The organism is Vibrio kyushuensis, from assembly GCF_050337325.1.
Taxonomy (GTDB): domain Bacteria; phylum Pseudomonadota; class Gammaproteobacteria; order Enterobacterales; family Vibrionaceae; genus Vibrio; species Vibrio kyushuensis.
This window is the reverse complement of record NZ_JAKJSV010000004.1, coordinates 108553-122230: the sequence shown is the minus strand read 5'-3', so window position 1 is coordinate 122230 and position 13678 is coordinate 108553. Positions and strand designations below refer to the sequence as shown.

General features: G+C 42.8%; 14 protein-coding genes. 10 read left to right on the top strand and 4 right to left on the bottom strand.

The window, feature by feature from the left end; translation table 11 throughout:
• Position 1: 1 nt before the first annotated feature.
• Entirely contained in the window at positions 2 to 424 is a 423-nt protein-coding gene (gene msrB / locus L4D20_RS09745) for a peptide-methionine (R)-S-oxide reductase MsrB (protein ID WP_428801386.1), read from the bottom strand.
• 334 nt (positions 425 to 758) lie between these two features.
• Between msrB and gap the strand changes: the two genes are divergently transcribed.
• From gap to L4D20_RS09720, 5 genes are all read left to right on the top strand, one after another.
• Positions 759 to 1754: a type I glyceraldehyde-3-phosphate dehydrogenase gene (gene gap, locus L4D20_RS09740; RefSeq protein ID WP_428801385.1), complete on the top strand. Its 996-nt coding sequence runs from the start codon at positions 759 to 761 to the stop codon at positions 1752 to 1754.
• Positions 1755 to 1940: 186 nt separating this feature from the next.
• Positions 1941 to 2825 (top strand): D-hexose-6-phosphate mutarotase, encoded by an 885-nt coding sequence (locus L4D20_RS09735; protein WP_428801384.1) that lies wholly within the window; start codon positions 1941 to 1943, stop codon positions 2823 to 2825.
• Between the two features lie 103 nt (positions 2826 to 2928).
• A complete protein-coding gene (gene rlmA, locus L4D20_RS09730) occupies positions 2929 to 3747 on the top strand; it encodes a 23S rRNA (guanine(745)-N(1))-methyltransferase (protein ID WP_428801383.1) in 819 nt (272 codons plus the stop codon).
• Between the two features lie 214 nt (positions 3748 to 3961).
• On the top strand, positions 3962 to 4309 hold the full coding sequence (locus L4D20_RS09725) for a hypothetical protein (protein WP_428801382.1): 348 nt from the start codon (positions 3962 to 3964) through the stop codon (positions 4307 to 4309).
• Positions 4310 to 4443: 134 nt separating this feature from the next.
• A complete protein-coding gene (locus tag L4D20_RS09720; RefSeq protein ID WP_428801381.1) occupies positions 4444 to 6330 on the top strand; it encodes a BCCT family transporter in 1887 nt (628 codons plus the stop codon).
• A 97-nt stretch (positions 6331 to 6427) separates the two neighbouring features.
• Here L4D20_RS09720 and L4D20_RS09715 read toward each other — a convergent pair whose 3' ends face one another.
• The gene (locus L4D20_RS09715; RefSeq protein WP_428801380.1) at positions 6428 to 6865 is read right to left on the bottom strand and encodes a YcgN family cysteine cluster protein; all 438 of its coding nucleotides are present in this window, start codon (positions 6863 to 6865) and stop codon (positions 6428 to 6430) included.
• 189 nt (positions 6866 to 7054) lie between these two features.
• Here L4D20_RS09715 and aroA point away from each other — a divergent pair, with 189 nt between their 5' ends.
• Together aroA and L4D20_RS09705 are read left to right on the top strand one after the other, a co-directional pair.
• Positions 7055 to 8335 (top strand): 3-phosphoshikimate 1-carboxyvinyltransferase, encoded by a 1281-nt coding sequence (gene aroA / locus L4D20_RS09710; protein ID WP_428801379.1) that lies wholly within the window; start codon positions 7055 to 7057, stop codon positions 8333 to 8335.
• A 107-nt stretch (positions 8336 to 8442) separates the two neighbouring features.
• Positions 8443 to 8691: a YkgJ family cysteine cluster protein gene (locus L4D20_RS09705; RefSeq protein WP_428801378.1), complete on the top strand. Its 249-nt coding sequence runs from the start codon at positions 8443 to 8445 to the stop codon at positions 8689 to 8691.
• Positions 8692 to 8756: 65 nt separating this feature from the next.
• Here L4D20_RS09705 and L4D20_RS09700 read toward each other — a convergent pair whose 3' ends face one another.
• Positions 8757 to 9077, bottom strand: coding sequence for a DUF1244 domain-containing protein (locus L4D20_RS09700; RefSeq protein ID WP_428801377.1), 321 nt, complete (start codon positions 9075 to 9077; stop codon positions 8757 to 8759).
• A 249-nt stretch (positions 9078 to 9326) separates the two neighbouring features.
• Between L4D20_RS09700 and aqpZ the strand changes: the two genes are divergently transcribed.
• A complete protein-coding gene (aqpZ, locus tag L4D20_RS09695; RefSeq protein ID WP_428801376.1) occupies positions 9327 to 10022 on the top strand; it encodes an aquaporin Z in 696 nt (231 codons plus the stop codon).
• A gap of 90 nt (positions 10023 to 10112) precedes the next feature.
• Here the strand turns inward: aqpZ and L4D20_RS09690 are convergent, their stop codons facing one another.
• Positions 10113 to 11003 (bottom strand): Tim44 domain-containing protein, encoded by an 891-nt coding sequence (locus L4D20_RS09690; protein ID WP_428801375.1) that lies wholly within the window; start codon positions 11001 to 11003, stop codon positions 10113 to 10115.
• Positions 11004 to 11180: 177 nt separating this feature from the next.
• Between L4D20_RS09690 and L4D20_RS09685 the strand changes: the two genes are divergently transcribed.
• Complete coding sequence (locus L4D20_RS09685) at positions 11181 to 11771, top strand: TetR/AcrR family transcriptional regulator (protein ID WP_428801374.1); 591 nt, start codon at positions 11181 to 11183, stop codon at positions 11769 to 11771.
• A 15-nt stretch (positions 11772 to 11786) separates the two neighbouring features.
• Positions 11787 to 13661: an MFS transporter gene (locus tag L4D20_RS09680; protein WP_428801373.1), complete on the top strand. Its 1875-nt coding sequence runs from the start codon at positions 11787 to 11789 to the stop codon at positions 13659 to 13661.
• The last annotated feature ends 17 nt before the right edge of the window (positions 13662 to 13678 follow it).

Below are 13678 nucleotides of genomic sequence, written 5' to 3'. Positions count from 1 at the left end.
ACTATTCACCGCTTTTATTACTTTTGTTGAAAATTAACGACACTGAATTCACACAGTAACGTTCACCGGTTGTCACCGGGCCATCTTCAAAAACATGCCCTAAATGGCTTTCACACTGGCTACATCGTATCTCCACACGCTTCATACCGTGACTCAGGTCTTCAATATAACGAATAGCCTCTGCACTGACAGGGGCATCAAAGCTTGGCCAGCCACAACCTGAATCGTATTTGCTGTCAGAGTTAAATAATGCTTTTTCACAGCAAGTACAATGATATATACCTGTATCTTTATTATGTAGCAAAGCACCGCTGAAAGGGGCTTCTGTTCCACCTAAGCGACAGACACCAAATTCTTCATCAGACAACTGCTCGCGCCAGTCCTCATCTAACTTGTTAACAAATTCTTTGTTCTCGTTATTCATAAAAAACTTCTCTTACTCTCATATTTTATACAAACTTTTTTTTCGAAAGACTTGCGAAACCAGACTGTTGTAGCACATACTTTCTTGCCGTAACAAGAGCGTTACGAATTAATAGATCGCTTTAATATTTTAAAACATTTTTCGATAGCTGAGTTACATACAATCTGTAATTAAGTACAAAAAACCATCATTTGCGACAAAATGTGAAAAAAAGCGACAGTTTTTTTTGACATTAAACAAGTAAAGCCTGATTATCAGTTGCAGATGCAAACTGGATTTTGTAATTTTACTACCAGTTATCTTTATTCAGAAATTAAGTTGTGGAGCAACTATAATGACTATCAAAGTAGGTATTAATGGTTTTGGCCGTATCGGTCGTTTTGTATTCCGTGCAGCGCAAGAGCGCAATGACATCGAAGTTGTTGGTATCAACGACCTTATCGATGTTGAGTACATGGCATACATGCTTAAGTACGATTCAACTCACGGACGTTTCAACGGTACTGTTGAAGTTGAAGGCGGAAACCTAATCGTTAACGGTAAAACAGTTCGTGTAACTGCTGAGCGTAACCCTGAAGATCTTAAGTGGGATGCAATCGACGTAGACGTAGTTGCTGAAGCAACTGGTCTTTTCCTAACTGACGAGACTGCACGTAAGCACATCACTGCTGGTGCTAAGAAAGTTGTTCTTACTGGTCCTTCTAAAGACGCAACTCCAATGATCGTTATGGGTGTTAACCAAGACACTTACGCTGGTGAAGATGTTGTTTCTAACGCTTCTTGTACTACTAACTGTCTAGCACCTGTTGCTAAAGTTCTTAACGACAAGTTCGGTATCGAATCTGGTCTTATGACTACAGTTCACGCTACTACAGCAACTCAAAAAACTGTAGATGGTCCTTCAGCTAAAGACTGGCGCGGTGGCCGTGGTGCTTCTCAAAACATCATCCCATCATCAACTGGTGCTGCTAAAGCAGTAGGCGTTGTACTTCCAGAGCTAAACGGCAAACTAACTGGTATGGCTTTCCGCGTACCAACTGCTAACGTTTCTGTAGTTGACCTAACTGTTAACCTTAAGACTCCAGCTTCTTACGAAGCAATCTGTGCTGCTATGAAAGAAGCATCTGAAGGCGAGCTTAAAGGTGTTCTAGGTTACACTGAAGACCAAGTTGTATCACAAGATTTCATCGGTGAAGTTCAAACTTCAGTATTCGATGCTAAAGCTGGTGTTGCTCTAACTGACACATTCGTTAAAGTTGTATCTTGGTACGACAACGAAATCGGTTACTCAAACAAAGTTCTTGACCTAGTTGCACACATCTCTAAGTAATTAGATTTGTAATCAATTAGCGATACTTGTGTTTGAAACATAAGACTTGAAAAAGGCGGCTCTTGAGTCGCCTTTTTGTTACCTAAATTTTATCTCATCTAAATTCCAGCCCAATACTTAACTTGAGCTTAAGTGTTATTTGCAATTGAGTATTGGACTGTAATTTCTCAAACTGAGGATATATCGATGGACTTATTATCTCTTCCTGCCTTAACGGTGCTTTCTGATAACGTCACTATTGTTGAAAAAGATGGTGTTAAAATTGTGCGCGTTATCCATGAAAAAGCAACGGCTGGCATTGCTCTGCATGGTGGGCATGTTGTTTCTTTCAAACCTCAAGGACAAGAAGACCTTATCTGGATGAGTGATAAAGCTATTTTTGATGGCAAAGCTGCTCTTCGAGGTGGTATTCCAGTTTGTTGGCCTTGGTTTGGTCGTATCGCTGCACCTGCACATGGCTTTGCACGTTCAAGTGAGTGGGAATTAGTAGAACACCGTGAAAACGATAATGGTGTGATTGTAAGTCTTGGTCTTGTGCCGAGCGAAGCAACGCTGAATATCTGGCCACATCAATTTGAGGCTCGCCTTAATGTCGAGATCTCAGACACACTAAAAGTGACCCTTGATGTAACCAATACCGATGATCACGCTTGGACTTTCTCTGGAGCTCTGCATACCTACTTGAACCTAGGCGATGTTCGCGAGTCCTCTACAACGGGCATGGGTGACGAATACATAGATAGCCTGCAAGCAAACAAGATATGCCAAGGTGATTCTGAGTTAGTTCTAACCGACACCATCGATCGCGTTTACACCAAGCCTGAAGCTTTGATTCAAATTAACGATTTGAAACTTCAACGCTCAATCACCGTTGAAAATGAAGGTCATAACTCAGCAGTCCTATGGAACCCATGGGCGGAAGGCGCAACGGCAATGGGTGATATGTCAGATGACGGCTACCTTGGCTTCCTATGTGTTGAGTCAACGGTTAACGCCCCAACGATAGAAGATGGTAAAACGCTTCAACCAAATGAAAGCTACCAGCTGATCACCACTATTGCCGTCAAATAGAATTGAGTGACAGCAATAACAAATGAGAGCGGCAATTGCTGCTCTTTTTATTTGCTGCTAATCCCGATAGACTTACCGCCTTCACTACTCTTTTGAGGTCTTTATGGCTTACCAATGCCCACTTTGCCACCAGCCCCTTATACTTTCGGAACGCACTTTCAAGTGTAGCAGCAACCATCAGTTCGATTTAGCCAAAGAAGGCTATGTGAATTTGATGCCTGCTCACCATAAACGTTCAAAAGATCCTGGTGACAATAAAGAGATGATGCAGGCGCGTCGCGCGTTCCTACAAGCCGGTTATTACAACCCTATGCGTCAAGCTATAGCGAATCTATGTAAAGACCACATAGAATCAGACCAAGCTCAATTACTCGATATTGGCTGTGGCGAAGGTTATTACACCGATCAAGTTGCTACTACACTTAAATCAAAAGTCGCCAATGCTGAAGTTTATGGGTTAGATATATCAAAAGTCGCTATCCGTTATGCGGCCAAACAATATCGTCAATGTAACTTTAGTGTCGCCTCTAGTCATCGCCTCCCCTTTGCTGACCAGTCTTTTAATGCCATTTTAAGAATATATGCGCCGTGTAAAGCCGATGAATTAGCTCGCTGTTTAACCGAAGACGGTAAAGTTATCACGGTAACACCAGCAGGAAGACACCTCTATCAGTTAAGAGAAAAAATCTATTCTGAGGTTCACCTTCACAGTGAAGAACTTGAAGAATTAGAAGGGTTTGAATTAGTCCACCAAGAACAGCTCAACTACACGATGGATCTGGAAAAAGGCGATGCCTTACAGCTACTTCAAATGACGCCATTTGCATGGAAAGCAGACGAAAAACTAAAAGCTGAACTGGCTGCACTAGAAGTATTCAATTGTGAGGCTGATTTCATGCTTCGCGTGTACAAAAAGCTATAGTTAAACAAATACCCAATGACTAAGGTGCAGCGTCTAAACTGGCTCTGCATCACAACCTCCAACCATTTTTCACTCTTCCTACCAAAAGAAAACCTCCACCTAAGAATAGGCTCGGTTTTTGCTTAGCTTTTAGTTATACAAATTATGGATAAATTTACACAAGTTTTTCATATAGCGGTCGATATAGTGACAGTAGCGTGTAAAGGAGATATGTATGACACCAGTAGGAATGGGGCCAGCTCAGCTGTCTCAAGCCCAACAGGTCAAGCCTCAAGGAAGCCAAGCAACACCAGAGAATGGCCCTGCCCCTCTGAAAGTTGAACAAAATAAAGTAACTTTGTCTGATGAAGGCAAGGCGCTATTAGCTGCGCTTAAGGATTTAGAAAAAGAAGGCGTCGAAGCCGATAAATCAACAACTTCTAAGGTTGAGTCCTTTGCCCACGGTGCATTAGGAATGGATCATCCAGACAAAATTAAAGAAGAAAGCGATGGTTCATACTCAGCGGGGCAATACCTTTCCGCAGCGGCAACCATTGGCGGTATCTTATTAATGCTGGCTTAATTCTAAGCTTGTATAAATAGGCTTATTCCACATATAGCCTAACAAATCAATTTGTCGTCAAGACAAAGGATTCGATTTGTCCTGTATAACACCTTCACTCCATAATTCCCCCCTCTTTTTATGGAGCTACACTCGTGAAAAACAATTTTGAGCTAATTGATAAACCTACCTTTTTTGGTGCAATTGCACTTCTACTCACGATAGTCTTCCCACTCATCATGTTCCCAGCAGAGGGTGCCGATTGGATAGCGGTCGCCAAAACGTTCATGACCGACAAACTTGGCTTCCTCTACCTCGCCCTTGGATTATCGGCCTGCGCTTTTATGGTTTACGTTGTCTTTAGTGATATGGGACAGATAAAACTGGGGGAAGCGGATGAGAAACCCGAATTTGCCACGGCATCATGGGCAGCAATGCTATTTTGCGGCGGTATTGGTGCAAGCATTTTGTACTGGGGCTGTATCGAATGGGCTTACTACTACCAGTCTCCACCCTTCCAACTAGAAGCAGGAAGTGAAGAAGCGGTGCGCTGGGCTGCCACTTATGGTTTATTCCACTGGGGCCCTATCGCTTGGTCTATCTACCTAATACCGGCGATTCCTATCGCTTACTTTTTCTATGTCCGTAAACAGCCTGTACTAAAAATCTCTAGTGCTTTAATGCCAGTACTAGGCGAGCATAGAAGCCGCGGTATTGCGGGAAAAACCGTAGATATTCTATTTATCTTTGGCTTGTTAGGCGGAGCGGCAACCACATTAGGCTTGGCGGCTCCTCTTATTACCGAAGGACTTAATCACCTGTTTGGTTTACCAAAAAACAACCTTACTCAAATTTCCGTTTTGTTAGTCTGCACGGCGATCTTCGCTTACTCGTCGTATGCTGGTCTTGAGAAAGGCATTAAAATTCTGAGTAATATCAACTTCTGGGGCGCTATGGGGTTACTTGCCTTTGTTCTCGTCGCGGGCCCAACGATCTTTATGCTAGAAACAGGGCTGGACTCCATTGGTCGACTATTATCTAACTTCTTTGTTATGGCTACTTGGGCTGAACCATTTGGTGGCTATGGCACGTTTGAAAACACACAGTTCCCTCAAGACTGGACCATCTTTTACTGGGCATGGTGGTTAGTTTTCGCGCCAAGCATGGGCCTATTTGTTGCTCGAATTTCTCGAGGTAGAACTATAAAACAAATGGTGTCAGGCTCGATCTTCTTTGGATCGCTAGGCTGCTTCCTATTCTTTATGATCTTAGGTAACTATGGCTTATCATTGCAGCTTTCCGGACAGCTAGATATCGTCGCCATTTTAAATGACGAAGGCGCGACCAAAGCCATATTCTCTATGCTCGACCAGCTACCAATGAGCACGCTCGTTATTGCAGTGTTTACGCTGCTGTGTATCATTTTCACCGCAACGACGTTTGATTCGATATCTTATATTTTGGCATCTGTGGTTCAAAATAATGTAATGGAAGAGCCAATTCGTTGGAATCGAATGTTTTGGGCATTCACTCTGTCATTTCTTCCCGCAATCCTAATGTTTCTTGGCGGTTTAGACACCCTGCAAACAGCCGCAATTGTGGGTGGGTTACCGTTGCTTGTTATCTCTGTGATGTTAATGGTTTCAGCGGTCAGAGCAACAACCTTAGACTTACGTCATCAAGACGACTACATCGAACCAACCATTAATATTGAAGAGTTGCCTGATATAGACCCTTGGTCGACTGAAGGTATCGCTTTAGCTCGATTTGAGAAGGATAAAGATGCAGCTCAAGAGGCTGCAGTACTAGAACGTGAAGCATACAACGCACTGATGGAAGTCAGAAAACAGATTCGCGCTTACGTTCTTGAACAAAATTCAGACACTGAGACTCACAAGCTGCCTGAAGAACTTCAACAAGCACTTGAATCGGCAGAAAGTAGCTTAAAGGCTGCACAAGAGAGGAAAATTGAATCATCTGAGCTTGCTCAGAAAGCTCGTATCGCGTTCGATCTGGTTGTTGCTAACCCAACAACGGCCTGAACTAGCCATGACAATATCCATTAATTTGGACTATTCCTAGATAAGCAAAAGGCTCACAATATTGTGAGCCTTTTTTTTGAAGGTAAACGATGAACAGCTATCGATTTGGGTGATTTAATATGTGGTCTTCCCAGTCTATAACATCAATCTCATAAACCACTTTATTCTGAACGGTTTCACCTGCAGCGTGCATTTCAGCCTTTGAGCCGGTAATTAATGGATGCCATACAGGAAGCGGTTTATCTTCCGCTAAAAGACGATAGGCGCAGGTATCCGGCAACCAGTGGAACTCATCAATCTTATCGCGAGTTAGCTTTAAACACTCTTCGCCCGAATTAAAACGATTTGGGTAGTCTTTACACGAACACGTTTTATCATCAAGCCAACTGCATGCCACATTGGTGTAATACACCTCGTCACTGTCTTCATCCATGAGTTTATGCAGGCAACACTTTCCACAGCCATCGCACAGAGATTCCCACTCTTGCTCGCTCATATCATGGAGAGGTTTTGATTGCCAAAAAGGAGAAGTCATAGCGCTATTATCATCGATTAGAAGTGGATGCGTTTTATACCGTTACTACCCATAAACTTCAAGGTTATTCTTTCACCCGCTACTTAATTGAGATCACCTGAACCGCCTTAATATTTATCAAATACAAACGTCATATCTTCCCAATATAGTGTTCATGGCCATCATTCAATTAAGGATTACCTTCTCTCTATGGAACAATTGACGCTACAACCGATCGAGAAAGTCTCAGGGGAAATCAACTTACCCGGTTCTAAAAGTATCTCGAACCGAGCACTGATATTAGCCTCTCTTGCTGAAGGTACAACACAGTTAACTAATTTATTGGATAGCGACGACACCAGACACATGCTCAAAGCGCTAGCCAAATTTGGCGTTAGCTATGAGCTGTCACAAGACAACACTGCATGTATTATCAATGGCTTAGGCAGGCCGTTTACATCGCCTGTACCGACGGAGGTCTTTCTCGGTAATTCAGGAACATCCATGCGTTCATTGGCTGGAATATTGTGTTTGGGTGATGGCGAATTTACGCTTACCGGTGATATGCGTATGAAGGAAAGACCGATTGGCCACCTCGTCGATGCGTTATGTGAAGCAGGCGCGAACATAAAATACCTAGAGAACCCGCAATACCCTCCTTTAAAAATCATGGGAGGAGCCTTGCCAGGTGGGGATATTTCAATAGATGGCACCATCTCAAGCCAATTTTTAACCGCCATCCTTATGACATTACCCTTAGCAATGAAGGATAGCCGTATTGATGTCGTTGGGGATCTGGTCTCTAAACCGTATATCGACATCACCCTTGAAATGATGAAAAAATTCGGTGTTGAAGTTGAAAACCACCATTACCAATATTTTAAGATAAAAGGTAGACAGAAATACCAGTCACCTACTAAGTTTCATATTGAGGGTGATGCATCATCTGCGTCCTATTTCCTTGCCGCTGCTGCCATTAAAGGTGGTGAAGTAACCGTTACGGGTATCGGGAAACACAGTATCCAAGGGGATATTCAATTTGCTGATGCTCTTGAAAAAATGGGCGCAAATATCGAATGGGGAGAAAACTATATAACCTGTCGCCACAACACGTTAGTGGGAATCGACATGGATTATAACCATATCCCAGACGCAGCAATGAGCATAGCTATCATCGCTCTGTTTGCTAAAGGCACAACCGTCATTCGAAACATATATAACTGGCGAGTAAAGGAAACAGACCGTTTAGCTGCCATCACCACAGAATTAAGGAAAGTTGGAGCAGAAGTAGAAGAAGGACACGATTACATTATTGTACAACCACTACGCACTTTAAAACATGCCAGCATAGATACCTACGATGACCATAGAATCGCAATGTGTTTCTCTCTTATTGCCCTAGGTGGTACGGCTGTCACGATCAATGACCCTAAATGCACATCTAAAACGTTCCCTGATTACTTCCAAAAATTTAAAGGCTTATGCCAATAGGGAGCTTCTAGCTATAGCGCACGCGCAACACCAAAAGAAGCAATGAGTGCTGAAAGCAGGATTGTTTGCTATTATCCGCTCCCCTTTATTTCTGGTGTAATTACATTATGGATTGTCGTCTTCATTGTGGTGCTTGCTGTATCGCGCCAAGTATATCCTCATCAATACCTGGAATGCCTAATGGTAAGCCTGCTGGTGAACGCTGTATTCAGCTTAATGATCAAAACCTCTGTAAGCTATTTGGTAAGCCGGAAAGGCCTAAGGTTTGTCATATGTTCAAAGCGTGCCCTGATATTTGCGGTACAACTAATCAGCACGCCTTACAGTCACTGATTGAGCTTGAGAAACTGACTTAAAATTATGCCTTTAGAGCAAAGCCCAACACATCAATTAGTATTGAGCTTTAGATTAAAAATAAGGCTTAAACTTTATTTTGCTTCGCTTCAAACGCCGACATCTGCTCTGGTGTAGCTTTAGGCTGATGGTTCTGTTTCCACTCGTCGTAAGTCATGCCGTAAACACGCTCTCGTGCATCATCAATATCAAGATCTAATCCGTTTTGCTCTGCTTCTGCTTTATACCACTTGCTAAAACAGTTTCTGCAAAAGCCAGCCTGAATCATAAGGTCTATGTTCTGAACGTCCTTATTTTCATCTAAATGAGAGAGTAAACGGCGAAATACCGCTGCATCGAGTTTATCTTGTTCTTGTTGAGATAGGTTTTTGTATTTAAATTCAGTCACTTTTACTTCCTTGCTGCTTGTTTTATTTATCGTCTGATTATGTGCATTTGTTTTAAATTACTCAAACAAAAAATACAGACAACCAAATTAGCGGTGAAAGCCAAAGTAAGCACTAACTTCTGTATTGAATATGAGACGCACATAAGTAACGCCACCATACTCATCAAATTTAATATTACTATCACACTGCTCTGACATTGCTGCATTACATTCCTCGCGTTTCGTCAATCAAAAACAGTAGGAAAATTCATGAACAAGTATTTAGCAGAAGGTTTTGGTACATTTTGGTTAGTATTAGGCGGTTGTGGTAGCGCTGTATTAGCAGCAGGTTTTCCCGATGTTGGTATCGGTCTATTAGGAGTGTCACTCGCATTTGGTCTTACGGTTCTGACTATGGCTTATGCAATCGGACATATCTCTGGTTGTCACTTGAACCCAGCGGTGACTGTTGGCCTTTGGGTTGGTGGCCGTTTCGAAGCTAAATATGTTCTTCCTTATATTATTGCTCAAGTCATTGGTGGTGTAATTGCTGGGGGAGCCTTGTACCTAATAGCGACAGGACAAGCAGGGTTTGACGTTACAGCTTCAGGTTTTGCTGCTAACGGATTTGGTGAGCACTCGCCAGGTCAGTACGCAATGACTGCTGCCATTATCACAGAAGTAATTATGACCATGATGTTTTTAATCATCATTATGGGCGCAACAGACAATAGAGCACCACAAGGCTTTGCTCCAATTGCTATAGGGCTTGGGTTAACTCTAATTCACCTAATCAGCATTCCAGTGACGAACACGTCGGTTAACCCTGCTCGCAGTACTGCTGTTGCTCTTTATGTGGGTGACTGGGCAGTGTCGCAACTTTGGCTGTTCTGGGTAGCGCCTATTGTCGGTGCTATTCTTGGAGCAATCGCATATAAAGCAATTGCCGGAAAGCAAGAAGCATAATTAGCAACGATTTATTCCATCATCAAAAAAGCCCGATATGTAATCGGGCTCTCTTTTATGCAAAACACTGAGTGATTAGGTAACGGCCGTTTAGCCTTGAATACCAACAATCAACCAAGGTGCATTGTCTTGAGTTAGATCGCGCTCTAAGTGCCAGATATCCGTAATATCTTCTTCAACACCTTCCGTTGTATCACGGAAGCGACCGCTAAATTGCAAGCTTAACTGAGCTTTACTCGCGTCGTAATCTGCACGAACAATTTCAGCATCAACATACATTACGTCGGTGTGCTGTTCGCCTTGCGCTTTGGCACGTTCCGCTTTTAAATCTTCAAAAAGACTTGGCGAGACATACTCTTGAATCGTATCTAGTTGATTATGATTCCAAGCGCCTTGAAGGATACGATAGTGCTCACGTGAGCCATCAACAAATGCCGTTTTATCAAACGACGGTGGGTAGTTGTGTGGGACATCGCTTTGTGCTCCAAAACCACCAGCTGTATTAGCTGTACTTTGGTTTGAAGTTTCTACTTTTTGCTCAAAGTTGTGAACATTAGGCTGCTCAAACTTCTGGTTAGTTCCACCGTATGCAGGCTGCTGTCGATGTTGATTCATACTGCCTTGTTTCGAGCCGAGCATGCCACGCAAGAATTTAAAGGCTAGGAAAGCAATCAAACCCATAATTAGGATATCCATAAACTGGATACCTTCAAATGCACCACCAAAGAATGCTGCTAATAGACCACCGGCTAACAAGCCACCCATTAGGCCACCCATTAACCCACCTTTACGGCTAGTTTTTTGTGCTGCGCCCTGTTCTCTGTTAACACGGCTAGTATTGGTGGTTTGCTGACTTGGTGCGGGAGCTGTTTTAAAGCTCTTACCGAAAGACTTACCGCCACCCATTCTTTTCGCTTCGGCTAGCGGAGCTACAACGACTGATACCATTAGTAACGCTACCAGTGAAAAAATCTTTTTCATGCTTTTCCTCAGGGAAATAATTATAGAAGCACGTTAATCATAACGACTTCGTAACACTATGCAAACTATCAAATTAGATTGTGTGTATCAGAATATTGCAAAAATTGTGTGACTTAGTTGACGCCTCCCTCTTCGTTCCCTAGAATATTGAACGTTGTTCATAATTATAAAGTTATCATGGCCCGTAGAAACGATCACACCCGTGAAGAGCTCGTCGCTCTTACTCTTAACACTGTTAAAGATTTTTTGGCTGACCAGCCACATCACGACCTAAGCTTGAGAAAAATAGCGAATATGATCGGCTATGTTCCGAGTACGTTGGTGAATGTATTCGGTAATTATAATTTATTATTACTCCATGCTGTCGCTCAAACTCTTGACGAATTAGGCGTGGAAGCTCGCGACGTTGTCGAGAACAGTGCTGATCCACAGTCTGCACTTTATGAACTTGCCTATTGTTATCATGACTTTGCTCAAAAGCATCCTCATCGCTGGCAGCTTATTTTTGCTCATAACATGAATGGTGAGACACTGCCTCAATGGCAATCAGAACGTATTGATAACATGACGGGGATGCTCGAAAGCTTACTGCGAATTATGGCTCCTCAAAGAACTGAAAATGAAATTCTACAAGCAAGCCGAGTGTTGTGGTCTGGTGTTCATGGTATTACACTTCTTAGTGTTGATGATAAATTCTTCGCAGCAGCCCCTATCGATGGTAAAGAGCTGATCGAAAATTTACTCTCTAATTATCTCTCCAATTGGTAATAATAAGGACCTGCAATGCCGGAGCATCCTCAGGCTTCTTTACTGACTAAAAAGCGCTTTTTACCCTATTTTATCACTCAATTTTTTGGCGCTTTTAACGACAACATATTCAAGAACATCCTACTGCTCCTTGTCGCATTCGCTGCGGTAGGGAGTTTGCCGTTTTCCAGCAACTTGTTTATTAACTTGGCCGCTGGTCTTTTCATCCTGCCATTTTTCCTTTTTTCAGCGACAGCTGGTGTGCTTGCGGATAAATACGAAAAGTCCCAACTGATTCGTATCATAAAGCAATTTGAAATTGGCATTATGTGCTTAGGTGCGGTTGGTTTTATTACCGAAAGTTATATTATCTTGTTGATTTTACTCTTTCTTATGGGAACTCAATCGGCATTTTTTGGTCCAGTAAAATACGCTTTATTACCGCAGCACCTAAAATCTGATGAACTTGTTTCAGGCAATGCTTTAGTTGAAACTGGCACATTCTTAGCCATTTTATTAGGCACATTGGCTGCTGGTGTTATTGCCTCTTCAGAGAGCGCAAAATACATAGCTGCTTTCTGCGTCATCACTTCTGCAATCATTGGCTACCTTGCAAGTCGCTCAATACCTGAAGCGCCTGCCAGTGCGCCAGAGTTAGAATTTAAATGGCAACCCATCAAGCAAACAAGAAAAACATTAGCTATTGCTAAGTCAGATCGCGTTATTTTCCAATCTATCATGGCGATCAGTTGGTTCTGGTTTTTAGGCGCAACCTATTTAACCCAGTTTCCAAACTTTACTAAGCTGCACCTCAACGGACAGGAAAGTGCCGTTTCTTTTCTTTTGGCACTTTTCTCTGTAGGCATAGCCATTGGCTCATTGGCTTGTGACAAGCTATCTAACCATAGGATTGAGGTTGGTATCGTTCCACTTGGTAGTCTCGGTATTACCATTTTCGGCTATTTGATGATTGCTGCGATTCCTGAATCATTGCCCTCTTTCACCACTTTTTCTGAATTTGTTTCTTACCAACCGCATTGGTCAGTATTTATTTACTTGCTACTGCTCGGGGCGTCAGGTGGCATCTTCATTGTTCCGCTATACGCATTGTTACAGCTTAGAGCTCAGCCTAAGGAGCGTGCGCAGGTCATTGCAGCCTTGAATATCTATAATTCCCTTTTGATGGTCGGCAGTGCCATCTTAGGCATCATCTTCCTTAGCGTTCTTGAACTTAGCATTCCCCAACTGTTTACTTTACTTGCAGTATTGAATCTGATGGTTTCAATCTATCTTTGCGTTCAAGTCCCTATTTTTGTAATCCGATTTTTAATGTGGATTTTGACCCACACGATGTACCGAGTTAAGCATAAGAACCTTCAGCACCTGCCTAAAAAAGGTGGCGCTCTTATTGTCTGCAACCATGTTAGCTACATGGATGCCCTACTCGTTAGTGCTGTCTGCCCTCGTTTGATTCGCTTTGTTATGGAAGAAGAGTACGCAAACCTTCCGCCTCTTAAAGGCTTTTTAAATCGAGCAGGAGTGATTCCGATCTCTGCAAGCCGAAAAACATCAATCCGACGAGCGTTTCAAGAAGTTGAGGAGTCACTTAACGAAGGGCACATTGTCTGTATTTTCCCTGAAGGCAGCTTAACATCGGATGGTGAAGTCGCAGAGTTTATGCGAGGCATGGATATCATACTCAAACGCAGCCCTGTGCCCGTTATCCCAATGGCACTGAAAGGCTTATGGGGCAGCTACTTTAGCCGCTACAAAGGCAGTGCATGTAAAGGGCTGCCAAGAAGATTTTGGTCTAAGATTGAAATTGAAGTGGGCCCTCCTGTTGAGCCTACTGACGCAACGGCAAATTACATGAGAGACAAGGTCTCTAAACTTCGTGGCAACTTCCAATAAAACATACGCTATATTTA

Coding starts and splice junctions, on each gene's coding strand:
- L4D20_RS09715 (WP_428801380.1), bottom strand. CDS start 6,865: ATGACTTCTCCTTTTTGGCAATCAAAACCTCTCCATGATATGAGCGAG.
- L4D20_RS09685 (WP_428801374.1), top strand. CDS start 11,181: ATGGCCCGTAGAAACGATCACACCCGTGAAGAGCTCGTCGCTCTTACT.
- L4D20_RS09705 (WP_428801378.1), top strand. CDS start 8,443: ATGGATTGTCGTCTTCATTGTGGTGCTTGCTGTATCGCGCCAAGTATA.
- L4D20_RS09680 (WP_428801373.1), top strand. CDS start 11,787: ATGCCGGAGCATCCTCAGGCTTCTTTACTGACTAAAAAGCGCTTTTTA.
- gap (WP_428801385.1), top strand. CDS start 759: ATGACTATCAAAGTAGGTATTAATGGTTTTGGCCGTATCGGTCGTTTT.
- L4D20_RS09725 (WP_428801382.1), top strand. CDS start 3,962: ATGACACCAGTAGGAATGGGGCCAGCTCAGCTGTCTCAAGCCCAACAG.
- L4D20_RS09690 (WP_428801375.1), bottom strand. CDS start 11,003: ATGAAAAAGATTTTTTCACTGGTAGCGTTACTAATGGTATCAGTCGTT.
- rlmA (WP_428801383.1), top strand. CDS start 2,929: ATGGCTTACCAATGCCCACTTTGCCACCAGCCCCTTATACTTTCGGAA.
- aqpZ (WP_428801376.1), top strand. CDS start 9,327: ATGAACAAGTATTTAGCAGAAGGTTTTGGTACATTTTGGTTAGTATTA.
- aroA (WP_428801379.1), top strand. CDS start 7,055: ATGGAACAATTGACGCTACAACCGATCGAGAAAGTCTCAGGGGAAATC.
- msrB (WP_428801386.1), bottom strand. CDS start 424: ATGAATAACGAGAACAAAGAATTTGTTAACAAGTTAGATGAGGACTGG.
- L4D20_RS09735 (WP_428801384.1), top strand. CDS start 1,941: ATGGACTTATTATCTCTTCCTGCCTTAACGGTGCTTTCTGATAACGTC.